This window comes from Burkholderia sp. MSMB1498, from assembly GCF_001526245.1.
Taxonomy (GTDB): Bacteria; Pseudomonadota; Gammaproteobacteria; order Burkholderiales; family Burkholderiaceae; genus Burkholderia; species Burkholderia savannae.
Map to the genome: position 1 here is coordinate 12,070 of NZ_LOYJ01000073.1, position 17,783 is coordinate 29,852.

13 protein-coding genes, 1 tRNA gene and 1 pseudogene are annotated in these 17,783 nt (G+C 64.3%); 4 read left to right on the plus strand and 11 right to left on the minus strand.

Annotated features, from left to right (window positions below; genetic code table 11):
- Positions 1 to 147: 147 nt before the first annotated feature.
- Both WS91_RS16675 and WS91_RS16680 read right to left on the minus strand, forming a co-directional pair.
- Positions 148 to 1,740 (minus strand): CaiB/BaiF CoA transferase family protein, encoded by a 1,593-nt coding sequence (locus tag WS91_RS16675; RefSeq protein WP_059670631.1) that lies wholly within the window; start codon positions 1,738 to 1,740, stop codon positions 148 to 150.
- The gene (locus WS91_RS16680; protein WP_082758219.1) at positions 1,737 to 3,512 is read right to left on the minus strand and encodes an acyl-CoA dehydrogenase family protein; all 1,776 of its coding nucleotides are present in this window, start codon (positions 3,510 to 3,512) and stop codon (positions 1,737 to 1,739) included. Before WS91_RS16680 ends, WS91_RS16675 begins: the two co-directional genes overlap by 4 nt.
- 123 nt (positions 3,513 to 3,635) lie before the next feature.
- Here WS91_RS16680 and WS91_RS16685 point away from each other — a divergent pair, with 123 nt between their 5' ends.
- Together WS91_RS16685 and WS91_RS16690 are read left to right on the plus strand one after the other, a co-directional pair.
- Entirely contained in the window at positions 3,636 to 4,538 is a 903-nt protein-coding gene (locus WS91_RS16685; protein WP_059670632.1) for a LysR family transcriptional regulator, read from the plus strand.
- Between the two features lie 159 nt (positions 4,539 to 4,697).
- Positions 4,698 to 4,772 (plus strand) — tRNA-Val (locus WS91_RS16690).
- Between the two features lie 194 nt (positions 4,773 to 4,966).
- Here WS91_RS16690 and WS91_RS16695 read toward each other — a convergent pair.
- The 8 genes from WS91_RS16695 to WS91_RS16730 form a co-directional block, all read right to left on the minus strand.
- On the minus strand, positions 4,967 to 5,269 hold the full coding sequence (locus WS91_RS16695) for a hypothetical protein (protein ID WP_156432382.1): 303 nt from the start codon (positions 5,267 to 5,269) through the stop codon (positions 4,967 to 4,969).
- Positions 5,270 to 5,319: 50 nt separating this feature from the next.
- Complete coding sequence (locus WS91_RS16700; RefSeq protein ID WP_197422244.1) at positions 5,320 to 6,240, minus strand: SIR2 family protein; 921 nt, start codon at positions 6,238 to 6,240, stop codon at positions 5,320 to 5,322.
- Positions 6,241 to 6,352: 112 nt separating this feature from the next.
- Complete coding sequence (locus WS91_RS16705) at positions 6,353 to 6,604, minus strand: type II toxin-antitoxin system RelE/ParE family toxin (RefSeq protein ID WP_059670635.1); 252 nt, start codon at positions 6,602 to 6,604, stop codon at positions 6,353 to 6,355.
- 10 nt (positions 6,605 to 6,614) lie between these two features.
- Entirely contained in the window at positions 6,615 to 7,073 is a 459-nt protein-coding gene (gene relB, locus WS91_RS16710; RefSeq protein ID WP_059670636.1) for a type II toxin-antitoxin system RelB family antitoxin, read from the minus strand.
- A 980-nt stretch (positions 7,074 to 8,053) separates the two neighbouring features.
- Positions 8,054 to 8,485, minus strand: coding sequence for a hypothetical protein (locus tag WS91_RS16715; RefSeq protein WP_156432383.1), 432 nt, complete (start codon positions 8,483 to 8,485; stop codon positions 8,054 to 8,056).
- A gap of 25 nt (positions 8,486 to 8,510) precedes the next feature.
- A complete protein-coding gene (locus tag WS91_RS16720; protein ID WP_231752036.1) occupies positions 8,511 to 12,968 on the minus strand; it encodes an RHS repeat-associated core domain-containing protein in 4,458 nt (1,485 codons plus the stop codon).
- Between the two features lie 84 nt (positions 12,969 to 13,052).
- A complete protein-coding gene (locus tag WS91_RS16725; RefSeq protein ID WP_059647256.1) occupies positions 13,053 to 13,484 on the minus strand; it encodes a DcrB-related protein in 432 nt (143 codons plus the stop codon).
- A gap of 60 nt (positions 13,485 to 13,544) precedes the next feature.
- The gene (locus WS91_RS16730; RefSeq protein WP_038754117.1) at positions 13,545 to 15,473 is read right to left on the minus strand and encodes a type VI secretion system Vgr family protein; all 1,929 of its coding nucleotides are present in this window, start codon (positions 15,471 to 15,473) and stop codon (positions 13,545 to 13,547) included.
- A 363-nt stretch (positions 15,474 to 15,836) separates the two neighbouring features.
- Between WS91_RS16730 and WS91_RS16735 the strand changes: the two genes are divergently transcribed.
- Together WS91_RS16735 and WS91_RS16740 are read left to right on the plus strand one after the other, a co-directional pair.
- Positions 15,837 to 16,994 carry a hypothetical protein gene (locus WS91_RS16735; protein WP_059670638.1) on the plus strand — a complete coding sequence of 386 codons (1,158 nt, stop codon included), beginning with the start codon at positions 15,837 to 15,839 and terminating at the stop codon, positions 16,992 to 16,994.
- A 110-nt stretch (positions 16,995 to 17,104) separates the two neighbouring features.
- Positions 17,105 to 17,521: a hypothetical protein gene (locus tag WS91_RS16740; protein ID WP_081990059.1), complete on the plus strand. Its 417-nt coding sequence runs from the start codon at positions 17,105 to 17,107 to the stop codon at positions 17,519 to 17,521.
- A 108-nt stretch (positions 17,522 to 17,629) separates the two neighbouring features.
- Here WS91_RS16740 and WS91_RS33455 read toward each other — a convergent pair.
- Positions 17,630 to 17,783: pseudogene (locus WS91_RS33455) on the minus strand (aspartate aminotransferase family protein); the annotation flags it as partial.

A 17,783-nucleotide genomic window follows, 5' to 3' on the forward strand; every position in this document is an offset into this window, starting at 1 on the left:
CTCCGGGTTCGGCCGTGCGAAGCGGGCGTCGCGGGCGGTTCGGCCGACGGGCGCATCGATCGCCCTCGGACGCCCGGCCGCGCGCTCGCCCCGCGCCGACCATCGAGCCGCGGTCGCCGCGTCAAGCCGGCGGCCGCGTCCATTCGCTCACATCGCCTCCTTCAGCACGCCCGCCTCGGCGAGCCGCGCCTGCGTCGCCGCGTCGATGCCGAGCGCATCGAGCACCGCGCGCGTGTCGCGGCCGAGCGACGGCGGCGCGACGCGGTACGTCGCGGGCGTGCGCGACAGCTTGATCGGCGACGCCGCCCCGCGATAGCGGCCCATCTCGACGACGAGCGCGCGATGCAGCGTGTGCGGATCGCGCGCGACGGCGTCGACCGTGCGCACCGGCCCGCACGGCACGCCCTCGCCCATCAGCTCGCGCGCGAGCGTCTCGCAGTCGTGCTCGGCGAGCCGCGCTTCGAGGCGCGCCTTCAGCTCGGCGCGGTGCGCGCAGCGGCTGCGGTTGTCGACGAAACGCGGATCGCTCGCGAGCGACGGCACGCCGAGATGCGCGCATAGCCGCGCGAACTGACGGTCGTTGCCGACCGCGAGAAAAATCGGCGCGCTCGCGGTGCGATAGCTGTCGTACGGCGCGATGTTCGGATGCGCGTTGCCGCTGCGCGCGGGCGTGCGCCCCGAGCCGAACCAGTTCGGCAGATGCGGATGCAGGAGCGACACGCCGCAGTCGTACAGCGCGATGTCGATCGACTGGCCGGCGCCGCTCTTCTCGCGCTCGGCGAGCGCGAGCAGGATGCCGGCGAGCGCGTTCAGGCCCGTCACCATGTCGACGATCGGCAGGCCGATGCGCGTCGCGTCGCCGTCGGCGTCGCCGTTGACGCTCATCAGGCCCGCCATCGCCTGAATCACCGCGTCGTAGCCCGGCAGCCCGCCGAGCGGGCCGTCGGCGCCGAAACCGGTGATCGCGCAGTGAATCAGGCGCGGAAAGCGCGCGCGCAGGTCGCGTTCGTAATCCATCCCCCAGCGCGCGAGCGTGCCGGGTTTGAAGTTCTCGACGAGCACGTCCGCGTCCTCGAGCAGACGCCAGAGAATCGCGCGGCCTTCGTCGCGCGACAGGTCGAGCGCGATGCCCTCCTTGTTGCGGTTCACGCCGATGAAGTACCACGCGTCGTCGTCGAAGAACGGCGGGCCCCAGCCGCGCGTTTCGTCGCCCGTCGGCGGCTCGATCTTGATCACGCGCGCGCCGTGGTCCGCGAGCGCCTGCGTGCAATACGGGCCGCCGAGGACGCGGCTCAGGTCGATCACCTTGAGGCCGGCGAGCGCACTGGGTGGCGCGGTCGTAGTCGTCGTCGCGTTTTTTGGGATGGTTGGGTTCGGTGTGTTCGCGGTGTTTGCGGTGTTTGCGGTGTTTGCGGTGTTTGCGGTGTTTGCGGTGTTTGCGGTGTTTGCGGTGTTTGCGGTGTTCGCGGTGTTCGCGGTGTTCTCGGTGTTCTCGGTGTTCTCGGTGTTCGCGGTGTTCGCGGTGTTCGCGGTGTTCGCGATGGATACGATTCTCATCCCCGGCTCGCTAGACGGCACGAGCGATTCGCGCGGCGCGAACGCCGAACACGATGCGTGCGCTGCATGCCCCGCCGCGCCGGCGCCACCGGATGCCTGCGCCGAACCGATCGCCCGCGCAGCCGCCGCATCGACCACAAGCCCGCTCGACGGCGGGAACCGCTTCGAGACATCGCCGCTCATGCCGCCTCTCCCGACTCATCGCCGAGCAGCCGCAGCGCATCGCCGAGCGCGATCGGCCGATCGTTCAGCAGCGCCGCGAGCACGCCGGCGTGCGCATCGGCGCGCGGCAACGCGAGCGGATCGACGGGCGAAAGCCTGTAGCGCAACACGAGATGCGCGAGCGCGAGCCGCCGGTGATCGGGCGCAAGCCGCATCCCTTCGCTCGCGAGCAGGATCGCGGTCGTCGCGTGATAGAGCGAGGACGCCGCCTGCCGCACGAGCGCGTCTTCCCCCGTCCGCGCGACATGCTCGATCGCGTCGCTCGCGCGATCGAGCGCGCGGCGCAAACGCGTCGCACTCGCGTCGGGCAGCCGCGCCGCGTCGAGCGTGGCGCACAGGAACGCGCGCAGCGGCGCGAGCGCGCCTTCGCGCTTGACCGCCCGCGCGACGTCGAGCGCGACGATGTTGCTCGTGCCCTCCCAGATCGAGCCGAGATGCGCGTCGCGCAGCACGCGCGCGTCGCTCCACTCCTCGATGTAGCCGGTGCCGCCGCGCACCTCCATCGCGTCGCCGGCGACGCGCCGCGCATCGCGGCACGCGCGGAACTTGATGAGCGGCGTGAGGAGCCGCACGCAGCCGGCCGCCTGCGCATCGCCCGCGTCCGCCTTCGTGAGCAGCAGCGCGATCTGCATGAAGAGCGACCGCGCCTGCTCGGTCGGCACGAGCATCTTGACGAGCTGCCGCTGCATCAGCGGCATGTCGATCAGCTTGCGGCCGAACGCCTCGCGATGGCGCGCGACGTGCAGCGCCTCCGTCGCCGCGCGGCGCATCAGCCCCGCCGCGCGCACGCCGTTCGACAGCCTCGACATGTTGATCATGTCCGCCATCTGATGAAAGCCGCGCCCGATCTCGCCGATCAGATACGCTTGCGCGCCCTCGAGCGTGATCTCGCCGCTCGCCATCGAGCGGCTGCCGAGCTTGTCCTTCAGCCGCACGATCCGATAGCGGTTGCGCGAACCGTCGGCGAGCGTCTTCGGCAACAGGAACAACGCGAGCCCCTTGACGCCCTCGGGCGCGCCCTCGGGCCGCGCGAGCACCATCGCGAGATCGGCGTCCGCGTTCGAGCAGAACCATTTGTCGCCGTACAGACGCCAGGCCGTCGAGCCGTCGGCGGCCGTCTCGCGCACCGCGCGCGTCGCGATCCGGCCGACGTCGGAACCCGCCGCCTGCTCGGTCATGAACATCGCGCCTTGATACAGCACGTCGAAATCGCGCGACGCGAGCCGCGGCAGGAAGCGCTCGACGAGCTCGCGCGAACCGTAACGGCGCAGCGTGCGCGTCAGCGAATCGGTCATGCTGACGGGACAGCAGAGACCGAACTCGGCCTGGACGAACAGGAACGTCAGCGCGTACTTGACGAGCGGCGGCGGCGCATCGGCGCGATGGCTCATCGCCGCCAGCCCGAGCTCCGCATACGCGACGCGCTCGAGCGCGACGTAGTCCGGATGCTTGTCGATCGATTCGAGGGGCTCGCCGCGGCGCGTGCGCGGATGAAGCGCGGGCGGATTCTTGTCGGCGCGCGACGCGAGACGGTCGAGCTCGTCCGACGCGCGCAGCCCGAGCGCGCGCAGCTCGGGCTCGAGCCCGCGATAGCGCGCGTCGCCGAGATGCAGCCGCAACAGCGCCGCGCAATCGGGGTCGCTCGTGAAGAAGTTGATGCCCCGCGAGTCGGGGATGTTGGCGGCGCCCGCCGCGGGCGCGCTCGCGTCGACGATTTCCTTCATCATGTTCATCGCTTGTCTCCTGGCGCATGTCTCCTGGTTCGACGAGCGTAGAACCCCGATCGATAATCGTCCAATACAGGATTTATCCAGTACGATAAGCTGCATTTATCGATCGACCCGAGCGGAGACGTGATGGACCTGAAGCAATTGCGCTACTTCGTCGCCGTCGCGGAGGAGCTGCATTTCGGCCGCGCGGCGAAACGGTTGTTCATCTCGCAGCCGGCCCTCAGCTTCGACATCCGCAAGTTCGAGGACGAACTCGGCGTGCAGCTGTTCGCGCGCACGAGCAAGTCGGTCGCGCTGACGAATGCCGGCGAAGTGCTGCTCGGCGAGGCGCGCCGGCTGCTGCTGCAGGCGCAGGAAGCGCAACGTCTGACGATTCGGTCGGCGTCGGGGCTCGCGGGACGGCTCAGGATCGGCTTCGTCAATTCGATGCTGTACCGCGGACTGCCGCCCGCGGTGCGGCGCTTCGAGGCGGACTATCCGAACGTCGAAGTCGTGCTGAAGGAGATGAACACGCACGAGCAGGTGCAGGCGATCCTGCGCGCGCAGATCGACGTCGGCTACGCGCATTGGGGCACGTTCCCGCCCGAAATCGACGCCGACACGATCTTCTCCGAGCCGTTCCTTTGCTGCCTGCCCGCGTCGCACCGGCTTGCACTGCGCAAGCGCATCGATCTCGCGACGCTTGCGCACGAGCCGTTCATCCTGTTCCCGCGCGACGCGGCGCCCCACTACCACGACCTCATCATCGCGCAGTGCGTGAGCGCCGGCTTCAGCCCGCAGATCCGGCACGAGGCGCGCTTGTGGCAAACGGTGCTGACGATGGTCGAATTCGAGATGGGCGTCGCGCTGGTGCCGAGCGTGCTGCGCCAGGTGCGCAGCGAGCGGCTGCGCTACCTGCCGCTTGGCGGCGATGCGCTCGAATCGCACACGTTGCGGCTGCGGCGCGCGAACGAGCGGGAACCCGTCGCCGAGCGGCTCGGGGAGTATCTGGACGACGAGATCCGGCGCCTTCGCGGCGCGACGAAGTGACGGCGCACGCGGCGCTAAAAAGTGCTGGATAAAAGTGCCCGATTGCCGGTAGAATCCGGTCCCGGGCCGCGCGATGCGCGGTCCGCACCCGTCAGATGGGTTATGTTGGAAAAAGTGCTTTACGAAACGAAAAAGCTCTGACATAATTCAAGGCTCTTTGGGCGGTTAGCTCAGCGGTAGAGCACTGCCTTCACACGGCAGGGGTCACTGGTTCGATCCCAGTACCGCCCACCAAAGATTCGCCGCTTGTGGCGACGCGTCAAACGCTGGATCGAGCAGTTTTCTCCGGCGCTAGCGTAAAGCCATTCGGCAAAGAAAAAGCCCTGCACTCGCAGGGCTTTTTTTCTTCGCCCCCAGATTCACTGGGAAGCAATGACGACTTCTCAACCCGCCCCCGTGAGTAGGTCAAACAAGACCGTTACTCAACACTACGTCGAGCCATCGTCCTCTTGTTGTTGCCGCTCAGCGCGCTGCCGCTCGTCCTCAAGCCAGCGCATGGTCCTGCGATCTTGTAGCTTGCCTCGCACAATATCGATGACCAGGACAATCCCCGCGATTGCCAGCGTCAGCTTGGGACTGATGGCAAGACCGAACACGACCAAGACGCCCAGCAACTCGTAGAAGCGACTTTCCCACTTCCTCGCTTCGGCAGCGGCTTGCACCCAAGCATCGTAGTAGTCATCCAGGCGCTTGCTACCGAGAAAATCTTCGCTCCTATCACCATCACTCATCTCTGCACCCATCCATGTGGGTCAGCGAGGACTTTGCCTCCCCGCAACACTTAGCGGTCGATCCGCCAAAATCGCATCAACTTCCCACGCTCAAGCTCGTCGCCAGTAAAAGTAGAACGAAGCGGTCTTGTCGAGCCGCCGATATATCGAACACCTTCGATTGGCTGCGGCGGCAAGGGAATTTGCCCCTCACTTCGGGGCCGCAATACCTTCCGACCGTTCGGATCCACGACGAAAAGGCCGAAAGTCGGATCGTTGTTGGCAGCTTCGACGATCTCATTGTTGATGTGTTGATCACCAAAGCCATAGCCAATAGTCATCAGTCGACTTCCCGGCTCACGCAACCGCGCCCTAAACTCATCCGCATACCACGTGAGCAGAGACGACCCAGCAATTGCCTCAACCTTGTTCGCCCCCATCACCAACAAGTCACCATCATTCGCACTGCGCCAATTTACCGAACCGTGGAGCTTGAAAACTGGCTGACACCCGCCCTCCACACGATAGTCGGCTTCCGGCAATGGCCGCCACTCGGCTACGAGCCGCTCTGTCGCTCGTAGCGCCCAGAAGTTTTGCGGCACCCTCATTCCAGGGAACTGGGGGCGGTCCGCCCACCCTCCTCGCCCAACCGGCAGCATCGGCGGTCTGTAATGCAGCTCAAGCAAAAGATCTTGATTCAGCGTAAAGATCGCATCGAAGCGCGCAAGAAAATCCGCGACGGTACGCCCGGCAAAGATCGGAGCGCCCGGGAATTCCAATCCAGGCTGGTCCGCGAGCATTCGATTCATGTCATCGAAAGATGACCGAATCGCTTCCTGCATGCGGTCTAGCCTCTGCCGCTGCGCATCCTGCCGCGTGTTAGCCCATTCGCGCTGAAGGTCACCTAACACCCCTTCAAAATTCGGATTCACGATCAACCGGTGACTCAGATCCCTATCGGTCGATAGACGACTAATCAGATCGTCAGCCAACTCCCCAGCCAACCAACCATTCCAGTTACGCGTAAACCCAGCACCGAGTAAAAGAAGCCGCATCATCCGCCCCCCCAAACAGCCGCCATTGAGACGCGCGCACATCTTGCACTTACGGCCATTGTTGACGCGCGTGCTTCACGTTCAAAATCTCAATTAGATCTACATCAATGCTGTACACGACAATGTAATTGTGATGCACGACCATCTCTCTCGTTCCGGGTAAGCGCTCCGTTCGGTACAGCCTCGGGCGGCCTCTCAATCCCTCCGCCTTTTCGCGAATCATCTGCACCAGGGCTAATGCGACATCCGGATCGTCCTCCCCGATAAACTCCAAGATACCCAACAGGTCTTCCTCAGCCAACAGCCGCCACTTAAGTCTTAGCGCGCTTCCCCTTTCGCATCGCTTCGACACGGGCCAGAGCCTTTTTCATCACGTCCTCATGCTCGATACTCGGGCGAGGGTCGTCGATCGACTCCTGCACCTGCTCACGCAACCATTTGTCATAGGCCGCCGCATTCGCGTGCGTCTGCTTCATCGCCGCTGCACGATCCGGACGGCTTGAACGCTCGATCTCGACCTCATCGGGTCGCCATGCTTCGAGCGAGAAACGCCCCGACTGCAATCCAAGCTCGCGGATCACCTCAAGTGCCTTGACGGGGTTCCGAAACGCACGCGGCCGGCGATTGTTCGACGTGACCAGCACGGCCGTTCCAGCCGTCCGCGTTTCCAGCTCGACGTAAAATAAACCGCCCTCGGCCTTGAGAACAGCCGACAGGACACCGCCCGCATGTGCGGCGGCAGCAGCCTGAGACACATCTAACGTTTTCATGGCACAACCTTTAGTAGATAACAGCACGATCTATAATACATCGTGCCACATTCAATAGCATTCCGCTCCCTTTATTTGACGTAAAACCCCATGCGGCTCAGCCGCGCATGCCCCGCCGGACGCCCCACATGTGGGACCAGACGTACGCAGCGCTTCGTCACCGTGATCGATGAGTACCCAAGCAAGTCTTCGGCGACGTACAGCGACATCCCAACCATGACCAGCCACGGCACGAACGTATCGCACAGATCGCGAACACGGGAATCTGCCCTACCTACCCCAGTTGAATACGAGATGCAACCTCAGCCACCCGGCTGTCAACGCCTCAATGTCCGCACTATTTTTTCAACGGCCACTCGGAATCAAATCCGACATGTCACGCCATAGGCTTGCCGCCCCCACCAATATGAAGTTCCTGAGCGCGGCATACGAGACGCTCCCGACGCGATCTCTGTTGCCTCTCGCTTTTCGGCGAATTGCCGTCGATGAAGTGCAGTTCCGCCATCTCAACGCCGACTAGCCCGTCACTTCGCACAAGTATGTGGGGACACCGGGAAGCCCCAGCAACTCCCGTCAGTTCGAGATAGTCGCCATGAAACGACAGAGACAATCGCCATTCGCGCTCTTTCTTCTCGACTTCCCCCTTTGCCCCGGAAGGTTAAGTCTTTTTGTCTAGCGCTCATTTACCCATCCATCACGGCCGATGAAAAATCGTTGGCATCCACTTTGCCCCGCTCACCGTCTAAATATCGCTCACGCCGTAAGTTTCAGCATTCTCTGGATTTGTCCGTCCGTGACGCGAAGCTAAACCTGTACCCACGAAACCATCACCATCAATTTAGATTGGCACGGCAACTGATCATGAGCATGGAATTCCCGCATCGATAACGCACCGACATCGCAACACGATACATCTCAAAAACGCGTACAAGCCCCTCCACCCAAGCGTCACGCAAAAACGCCCCTCTCACATAGCTTCTTCAAAAATCCGGATAGTTAGTCTCCCATTTCTTCCTAAAATCCCCCTGAGAGATTCCATGCCACTCCCGACAAAAATCCATTGCATCATAATAATCATCAAAAACATGGTAGGCGTAATTTTCCGAATGATCCGAAAAAACCTCCTGATCCTCATGATATTGCCGCTCGACAGTAAAGCTCTCTACTTTATAAAGCCATAAGGCGTCGCGCCTCGGCATCCTGCCAAACACCTCGATTTCCGGATACAAATCTTCCACGGAAACACCTTCCTCGATCAACTCTCGCGCCCGTTCATCCATATATCGAACGGCTCTGACTATCACATACTTAGACCCGCCATCAGGCAATATTTCCTCATAAAACATGCCATTCTCATCACCTCGAACTCCGGAAGGGAACGGGCTGTAATAAAACCTGGACTCTTTATCCATCGCCAATCATCCTTACGATCGAATTCTAATAAAATATTCTTATTATCTTTCCATCAAAATTATGAATCTGAAGATGATCGCCCTGCAAGGCGTGATCCCCCGGTTTTGCATTCGCATCCGCAGCATCCCAATGGTAAGTACCTTCCCGCTCATACGCACCACGCCCACCGGGCAACCAGTCCGAGCCGCTTCCAGAGATCTTTCCCTTCGGAAGCGCCTGCCCTGTTGTATTCCTATATGCTCGAGGCATGCCCTTGCCCGTGGTTAGCGCGATCAACAATTCCTCGGCCTCCGCCCTTGAATTAACGGTTATTTGAGCCCTCTTACCCGAATTCAATTGCTCCTTTATATTTTTTAGATCACTTACGCAAGACAATCCCCACGGATCGATCCAGCCAATAGGATTCGGCGCATACTGATACTGATTCAACCCGCCCGCCAACCCGATCGGGTCCGGCGTAATGAACCGCCCCACGTCCGGATCATAGTATCGGAACGTGCTGTAACAGAATCCCGTCTCCAGATCCTCGTACTGCCCCTGAAACCGCAACGCCTGCGGCAGCGGCTGCATCACGTCCCCCGACGGATTCGCCTGGAATTCCGGTGCGTACGCTTGCAGCACCGTATTCCCCCACGCTCGATATCGCGTCCGCCACACCACCCGGCCGCCTCGGTCCGTCAGTTCCTCCGGCGCGCCGCCCGCGTTCGCGTGGAAATAATAGATCTTCGCCTCGGGCTTGGCTTCGGCCTCCGGCTTGTCGTGCTCGTCGCCGTGATACAGCCGCCACAGCCAATGGCTGTCGTCGCTGACCGCGTCGATCCGCGCCAGCGGCACATAGCCGTCGCCCTCGTACAGGTAGGTCACCGCCTGATGGCCGCGATACTCCTGCGCAAGCCGCATCCCGTCCCACACGAAGCGCGTCGTGCCGAACGCATCGTGCTTCGCGATCCGTCGGCCCAACGCGTCGTAGCTAAAGCGCACCGTCTGCTCGACGCCGCGCCGCACCGTCCTCACCTCGACGAGCCGATGCTCGACGTCGTACTTCAGATGCTGCTCCGTGTGCCCGCCCGTCAGCTTCTCGACGAGCCGCCCATGCGCATCGTACCGATAGCGGCGATCTCCGCTCATCAGCAGACGATTGCCCTCCACCCGCCCAGGCTGCCCCACCGGCCGCAGGTTCGACGCCGCATCGTACGCAAACGCCTCGGTCAGGACGCCTGCCGCATCCGGCCGCCCGCCTGCGCCCGCGCCCGCGCCGGCGACCGTACCGCCGAGCAATCGGCCGGCCGGGTCGTAGTGGTAGTTCAGCTCGCCGCCCAACGGATCGATCCGCGCCGTCAGCTCGCCGCCGCGGTCATACGCGAACGCCTTGCGCAGCAGATCCCGGCTCTGTCGAGTGCCGAAAGCAGCCCATGAACCCGGCGTGCGCTGCCAGTCGCCGATCCATTGCCCGATCTTTCGCGACAAGCCGTCATATGCCGTCGCCAGCGTCTGCGCGCCCTGCGTCCGGCTCACCTCGCGATGCAGACGATCGCGCTCGAAATCGCAGACGGTCTCGCCGTTCGATGCAATCCGGTGCAGATGGCCGCTGCCGTAATACAGCCAGCTCAGCGTGCGGCCGTCCGGCAACGTCGTGCCGGTGCGATTGCCGAGCGCGTCGTATTCATGCGCGAGACGCGTCGTCGCGACCTGCCCGTCGTCGCCGGCCACATCCGACGTCTCCGCAACGAGCCGATCCAGTTCGTCATATGCAAACGTGACGGTGTTCATCGGGCGGCCGTCGAGATGCTTGCGCGCAATCCGTTCGAGGCGCCCGGTCGCGTCGTAATCGTATGTCGTCACGGTTTCCGGGGTGCGCCTGCGAACGAGACGCCCCAGCGCATCGCGCTCCAGCTCGATCGTGATCTGCTCGGGCGTGCCCGCCGCCTGCCGTACGACGATCGGCGCACCTCTCGCATCGCGCTCGTATTCGACGCGCAATCCGTCCGGACCGATCTGTTCGATCAGGCGATCGCCCGCGTCATAGGCAAACCGGTAGCTGTCGCGCACTTCGTTGCGGAGCGTGCGCAGATTGCCGGCCGCATCGTATTCGAAGCTGACCCGATGCCCGTTCGCATCCGTTCTCGACGCAAGGCGCCCGGCCGCGTCGTACGCGAATGCGGTCGCATGTCCGTTTCCGTCGACGAACGCGGCCAGTTCGTCCGCGAGCGACCAGCGATATTGTTCATCTCCGCCGGTCGGCAATCGCGTCTCGACGATCCGGTCGCGGCCGTCATGGCGATAGCGCGTCGTATTGCCCAGCGCATCGGTCAGCGCCACCATCCGGCCGCGCGCGTCGTGTTCGAACCGCGTCGTGATGCCCGAGCAGTCGGTGCGCGCAATCAGCCGGTGCTGCCCGTCCCATCCGAAGTGCGTGATGCCGCCGCGCTCGTCGACGATCGCCGCCGGCCGCCCTTGGCGGTTGAGCCGAAATTCGATGCGCTGCCCGAGCGGATCGGTTTCGCCGACGCGGTTGCCGCGCATGTCGAATTCATATTTCCATTGCCGCCCGTCGGCGAGCGTCTGCTGTTCGAGCGCCATCCATAGCGGATGCCATGCGAATTGCGTTTTCTCGCCAAGCGCATTCGTCAGCTCGGTGGGCAAGCCGCGCTCGTCGTCGTAGCGAAGCCGCGTCGTCGCGCCGTTCGGCTCCACGAACCCGAGCAGCTCCCGGTTCGGACTCCAATCGAAACGCCAGTTCCGCCCGAGCGCGTCGGTGTGCGCGGTCACGAGATAATCGGCGTTCCATTCGCATAGCTGCGTGCGCCCGAGCTGGTCCGTCACGCGCGCCGCCTGACGCTCGAAATCGTACGTGATGCGATAGCGCTCGCCGTCGTCGGTCCAATGTTCGACGACGCGCGCCTCGCGATCCGCCAGACCGTTCTCTTCCGCGAGCGCCTTGCGCTCGAACTCCTCCCACGCGTAACGCGCGGTCTTGCCGCCCGGCAACCGGTGCATCGTCATGCGCCCGGCCGGATCGTAGCCGAAGCGGCGTCGTTCGCGCCCTTGTGCGTCGGACACGCTCGCGAGCAGCCCGTCGGACGTGTACGTGTAGCTCACCAGGCATTCGCTCGCGCCGCCCGCGTGCAGGATCACGCGCGACATCCGCTCGCGGCGCGACGCGTCGTATTCGATCCGCACGCGATGGCCCGCCATCGTCGCGAGCTCGTCCAGCCGGCCGTGCGCGTCATAGTGAAAGTGCAGCTGGTTCGCGTTGCGATCCTCGAACACGACGGGACGCAGCGTTTGCGTCGCGAGACCGGAGCGCGGCAGCCCGAAATCGAAGCACATGCCGTCGTCCTGCTCGACCATCCAGTGTCCGCCCGGCGTACACGCGAAGGTCAGCCCCTCGCTGCGATTGAAGTACTTCTGGCCCGGCTGCAGATCGGGCACCGGGGTGCCGCGTCCTTGCGCGTCGATCCAGCGATGCGGATTCTCGCCGCCGGCGCCGAGCCGCAGCTCGACCGCGTACGGCAGGTTCCAGCCGCGCCCGAGCGGGCGATCGTCACGCGGATCGAGGCTGCTGTAGAAGCGCTGCCAGACGATCGGCACCGGTGCGCTCAGCACGAAATCGAGGTCTTCTACGCCGTCGAGAATCTTCGCGCCCGTCGGCAGATGGACCGGATGCCCGATGCGCCCCGACATCACGCTGCCGACGAGCTTGTCGGCCGCCACGTTGATCGCGAAGTTCATCGCGAAGCACGCGAGCTTGCTGGCAAGCGGCCCCTTGCCGCGTATCGCCTGGCAGAGCGCGATCGCGAGCCCCGCGTATTTCGCGATCGTCGCGAGCCACGGCGGCATCTCGCTCGTGACGTCGCGCACGCGCACGCGATCGCCGCCGATGCTCACGTTCGTCGACCCGGTGTTGATCTTGCCGTCGCAGGTGGTCGCATCCTTGATGCGCGATGCGGGCCGACCGTTGACGAACACGCTCGACGAGCCTTCGGCGAGATGCTCGCCCGCCGGATTCGGATGATTCGAGCAGGCGACGAAATCCTGATCGACCGGCACGAACAGATCGGCGACCGACTGCGGCTCGACGCCGGGCGGCAGCGGCGGCGCCGGCATGCCCGCCGCGCGCGCGGCGCCGCGCCCGTTCACGAAGACGTCGGTCGAGCCCGTCGAGATCGCGCCCTTCACGTCGCCGGGAATGAAGCTGTCGATCAGCTCGCCCGCTTTGTCCGATAAATAGCCCTCCAGCGAATCCGAGCCGAGAAAATGCGACGCCGCCGCATTGACGACCTGCGACATCACCGCGCCGACGACGGCGCCGAGCACCACCGCTCCGAGCCCGCCCGTCCCGACGACGAAAGCCGCCGCCGCCCCGATCGCCGCGCCGACCAGCAGGCCCGCGCCGATCGTCGCCGCCACTTTCAGCATCTGCGCGAGCAGCGATGTGTGCGTGAAGGTGTCTTGCGCGCGAGCGGCGGCGAGGAGCGACATGGCGGGATCAGTTCTGGTTCACGGGAGCAACCGGGGCCGTGGTGCGAGCGGCATGTGTACGAGGCGCGCGCGAACCCGCACGCGTCACGCGTGGGCGCTGTAACTGGCGAGCAGCGCCCGCCACGTCGCGCGGTGCGCGTCCGTCAGCGGCGTCTGGCTCGACAGCGTGATGACGAGCAGACGCGGCGCGTCGGTCACGGTCATCGCCTGGATCTGGTAGAACGCCGATCCCGACTGACGGAACGTGCTTTCGAGCTCCAGCGCCGGCGCGCGCCGCTCGCCGATTTCCACCGGCCTACGCGAGATTTCCTTGAAACCCGTCACGTGGCGCGTCATCAGTCCGATCTGCCGCTGCATGCATCGGCCCAGATCCTCGCCGCCGATCAGTTGATCGCGGCTCACGACGATCTGGAACGTGCCGCTCGTGTCGGGATGCGTGAGCGCGAGCACGTTGACCGTGCGATCGTCGCCAAGCGAAGGAATCTCGAAACTGCACTCTTGCGTGAGATATTTCATGTTCGGCTCGTTGGCAAAGAACTCGCGCGCGGACCGCGCGCAGGCAGACGGGCGAGCGCGTCAAGGATTCAGATCGATCTTCTTGCCCTGCATCAGGAAGTAATCCGAAGCATGTTCGACGATCTGCACGCCCTCGAGCTTGATGAGGCCGTCCTTCGTCATCGTGATGCTCGACTTGCCGCACCGGATGACGACCTGATCGGTGACGTCGAGCACGTAGGTTCCGGCGGGCGGCGGCGCGGCGTCCTGCGCGGGCAGCGCGCCCACGGTCATCGCGAACGCGCTGCCGACACCCACAGTCTGGTTGTTGCCGGTATTCGAAACGTGATCCTGCTTCACGTTGAGCGTGTGATTGCGCCCCACCGCCGAGCGATGATCGTTCCCGACGCTGCGCAGCTCGTCGTGCTCCACCTCCGTGCGCATGTCGCGCTCGGCCTGCAGCCACAGCTCCTCTTCGCCCTGCTTGTCGTCGAAGCGGATCGCGTTCGCGGTGCCCGCGTGCCCTTTCATCGAGCGCGACAGGATGCCGCTTTGCGTCGCGTTCTCCGGCAGCTTCCAGGGCGGCATGTTCTGCGCGTTGTAGACGCGCGAAATGATGATCGGCCGATCCGGATCGCCGTCGAGGAACGACACGACCACCTCGTCGCCGATGCGCGGAATCGTCACGCCGCCGAAACCGCCTCCCGCCCACGGCTGGCCGACGCGCACCCAGCACGAGCTGCCCTGATTGCGCTGCCCGAGCCGGTCCCAATGGAACTGCACCTTCACGCGCCCGAGCGAATCGGTGTAGATCTCCTCGCCCTTCGGGCCGACCACGATCGCCGTCTGCGGGCCGGCGATGACCGGGCGCGGCATCGCGAGCGACGCACGGAAAGGGATCTTCTTGCGGATGCACTGGAAGCTCGCCGTGTACGATGCGGCGCCTTCGTTCGACTGATAGTTGTTCACGCCGTGATGGTGCACCGCGGTCAGCAGGAATTGCCGGTCCTCGGGCCGCGCGCCGCCGTGATCGTAATGATCGGTGAGCTCGAAATAGCGGCCGGGCGCGAGCGTGCGGCAGTTGCCCGCGCCGGTGAACGCCTTGCTGCCCGCCGCCAGCGCTTCGAGCCGGAAGCGCGCGAGCTCCTCGCCGCGGTCCGTCGAATCGAAGCCGTGCAGCCCGACGTAGTCGTACACCTCGTACGGCTCGACGCTGCCCTGCTCGGCCTTCGTGTCGCCCGACACGTAGCGCCGCGCGCCCGGCACCTTGTAGTCGAACGTCTTGAGGCTGACGGTGCTGGACGTCAGTTGTCGATGCGCGGCGAACTGCGACACGATCGCTTCGTCGTCGACGACTTCGCCCGCCGAATATCGCAGCGCCGGCGCGCCGTCGATCGGCTTGGCGTGAGTCGAATCGTCGGTGACGATCAGCTTGTGGCCGTCGTTCGCATGCTCGAAATAGTAGAAGAGCCCTTCCTGCTCTATCAAGCGGAGCACGAAGTTCAGATCGGTTTCGCGATACTGCGTGCAATAGCTATATGGCTTGAGCGCGCGGGACAGACGAAACGCGTAGGACGCCAGTTTCGCGTACTGCGAGAACACGCCGTCGAGAATGTCGCGAACGCTCTTGTCCTGGAAAATGCGCGAATCGACGCGCCGCGACAGCATCCACAGCCACGGCCGGACGGTGGCCGCATACGTCGCGAGGCCGCCGTCCGCGCCGGTATGGCTGAACTGCGTCACATAACCGTGGAAATGGCGCTCCGAGCCGCCGCTCGACGGGGTCGCCAGCTTCAGCGATACGGTGACCGGCTGCCCGATCATCTGCTTGAGCTCGATCGTCGGATCGCGCGACGCGAGGCCGATGCGCATGTCGAACAGAACGGACAAGCCTTCGCTGCATTGAAAATCGCTGACGACGAGCGCCGACTGACCGGAAAGCGGTGTCCGAATGCTCAGCAGGCGACTATTCTGCAGGTTCAGAAAACCCGCAAGGTCGGATAATTGCATGTTTGCCCCCGGCGCGCCCTCGTTCTTTTTGACGACATAGCAGGACGAAAATATAACGCATTAACTTGGAAAGTCACTGCGTTTTTTCCGGGTTTTAAAGCCAGCCCTAATTGCCCTCGACAAAACTCGGAAATTATTTCGCATACCTCGAAAAAATCATAATCGGACGGTAACACTTACATTATCGAATCGGTTCCGGCATATTCGTGAAGAAGATCGATCGGCCGCATCATTCGACAGACTCGCATTAAATCGGACCGCCGATTATATTGACGGTTTATCGACGATTTTCCGAATGCCTTCGGGCAAGCGTCGCGACGTGATCGGCCTGAAACCCGTTCCATCCATTGCCATTCCACCGCCATGCCGAACGCACCTGCCTTGTGGGAGCCGTACTGCAATCGATCGGAAGCGGAATTCCATCTGTCGAACTTCGCCGGCAAGGTGCTCGGCCCAAAGGCGGGCGTCGTGTTTTTCGACGGCATCGGCGCGTCGCGCCTGAAATCGGCGACGCCCGACGCCAACGGCAATGCGCTCGATTTGGTGGTCGCCGTGTCCCGCCCGCCGCTGATGCCGGCCGATCCGCTCAGCTCCGCGACGCCTCAAACCATCGATCAATTGTCGATGCAGTGGGCGCAGAGCGTGTCCGCGGCCAGGCGATCGGCGCCCGGCCCCGCGCTGCTCGGGCCAGGCATCTCGAAGGCCCGCGACTTCATCGAGGAACACAAGAGCGCATTCGACGGCGCGGCCGTCGTCGGCGACACGTTCGGCATCCTGGCGGGCGCCGTGTCGTTCGCCGCGATACTTGCCGGCGGCGTGACGCTTCTGCCCGTGCTGGGCCTCGTGGCCGGCATGACGTCGGCATTGCTGCTGCTCGAAGACAGCCGGATGTTGAAGTACGAGCTGACGGGCGACGAGGTTCGCAAGAAGCCACTCGGCAACGCGTGGCACTACAAGGTGCTCGAAACCGTGGGGCCGATCCTCATCCTGCCGGACCTCGTCGCGAGCGGTCCGCGCACGCTGGCTTCGCTGCCCCGCGTCGCGCGGGAGGCCGGCGAAATTTCCGAAGAGGCCGTCCAGGCGACGAAGCGGCTCGCGTCGCAACGCAACGCGCTCGACGGGATCAAGAGCGCGTCGCTCGACAATCCCAATCGGGCCGCGGCTCAGGCGCAGGCCCGGCAGATGGAGGAACAGGCGAGCCGCTTCGCCGACGCCGTGCGCGAAGCGCAACGGAAACTGATGCAGGCTCGTCGCGAACTGCTGCTGTTGCGGACGATCGAAGCGCCCGCCTACATGGCATCCATCTACGGAGCCAGCGTGTACGGCATCGATCCGCCCGATAGCGTCACGCACGGGATCGACCGGCTTCAGCAGCGCCTCGGCGGCGAGCCGCGGCAAGACCCCGACCACCCCGCTCACCTCCTCGCCCCCGATCGCCCGATGACGTCTCAACCCGGCGCGCCCGCGCCCGTCCTGCAATTTCAAGTCGGCGTCGGCCATCGTCCGGGAGCCGCGCATTGACGAACTTCGATCATTCCGCTGACGCGACGGCCGCGCGTCGGGCCTCCGGCGCCGCGGCGCGCCCCGGAAATCGCCCCGCCGGCGCGCCGCCCCAGGCGATTCCCGCGGGCATGGCGTTCTTCGTCGCGGTCGGCACGACCTTCATGGAACTCTTCGACTGTCTCGGCGACGTCGTGGGATTCGCTTCGGAAAACTACCGATTCGAGGAGATCGCAGTGGCCGCGGCGATCATGCTGACGGTGGGCATCGGAATCGGCAAGGGGAAGCGCTGGGCCGTGCGGCTGTTTCGTTCGCTATCCTATGCGGGCATGGCGGCGCTCGCCGCGGTGCTCGCGTTCGGCGCGTTCCTCACGATGGGCGCCCACCCGCTCGACGCGTGCCTTGCATGGGTCATCTTCGCATTCGCCGTCGTGCAGATTCCGCTATACGTCGTCATATTCCGCGCGCTAAGACGCGTGCGCTGGCTCGATCCCGAGTCGCTGCCGCACGAGTGGGAGCCGTCGGCCCGTGAAGCGCGCGGCCGCTGAGCGCGTGCCGATTCCGGCACTTACCCGACGACCGGAGCGCGGCGTCTCTCCGTGCGATGCGCGGCGCGCGTCTCTCCGTGCGCTTGGCCGCGCGCCGCCCGCGCCGTGTCACGCGATGCCCAGCTGCTTCGCGGTCGCATCGATCGCCCGCTTCGCCTTCTCCACGATCTCGTCGATCTCAGTCCTCGAGACCACGAGCGGCGGCGACAGCAGCATCCGGTCGCCCGTCGCGCGCATGATCAGGTTGCCGTTGAAGCAGTAG

Excerpts from the sequence above, each read along its gene's own strand:
- WS91_RS16675 (WP_059670631.1), bottom strand. The coding sequence starts at position 1,740 with ATGAGCGGCGATGTCTCGAAGCGGTTCCCGCCGTCGAGCGGGCTTGTG.
- WS91_RS16680 (WP_082758219.1), bottom strand. The coding sequence starts at position 3,512 with ATGAACATGATGAAGGAAATCGTCGACGCGAGCGCGCCCGCGGCGGGC.
- WS91_RS16685 (WP_059670632.1), top strand. The coding sequence starts at position 3,636 with ATGGACCTGAAGCAATTGCGCTACTTCGTCGCCGTCGCGGAGGAGCTG.
- WS91_RS16695 (WP_156432382.1), bottom strand. The coding sequence starts at position 5,269 with ATGAGTGATGGTGATAGGAGCGAAGATTTTCTCGGTAGCAAGCGCCTG.
- relB (WP_059670636.1), bottom strand. The coding sequence starts at position 7,073 with ATGAAAACGTTAGATGTGTCTCAGGCTGCTGCCGCCGCACATGCGGGC.
- WS91_RS16715 (WP_156432383.1), bottom strand. The coding sequence starts at position 8,485 with ATGGATAAAGAGTCCAGGTTTTATTACAGCCCGTTCCCTTCCGGAGTT.
- WS91_RS16720 (WP_231752036.1), bottom strand. The coding sequence starts at position 12,968 with ATGTCGCTCCTCGCCGCCGCTCGCGCGCAAGACACCTTCACGCACACA.
- WS91_RS16725 (WP_059647256.1), bottom strand. The coding sequence starts at position 13,484 with ATGAAATATCTCACGCAAGAGTGCAGTTTCGAGATTCCTTCGCTTGGC.
- WS91_RS16730 (WP_038754117.1), bottom strand. The coding sequence starts at position 15,473 with ATGCAATTATCCGACCTTGCGGGTTTTCTGAACCTGCAGAATAGTCGC.
- WS91_RS16735 (WP_059670638.1), top strand. The coding sequence starts at position 15,837 with ATGCCGAACGCACCTGCCTTGTGGGAGCCGTACTGCAATCGATCGGAA.
- WS91_RS16740 (WP_081990059.1), top strand. The coding sequence starts at position 17,105 with ATGGCGTTCTTCGTCGCGGTCGGCACGACCTTCATGGAACTCTTCGAC.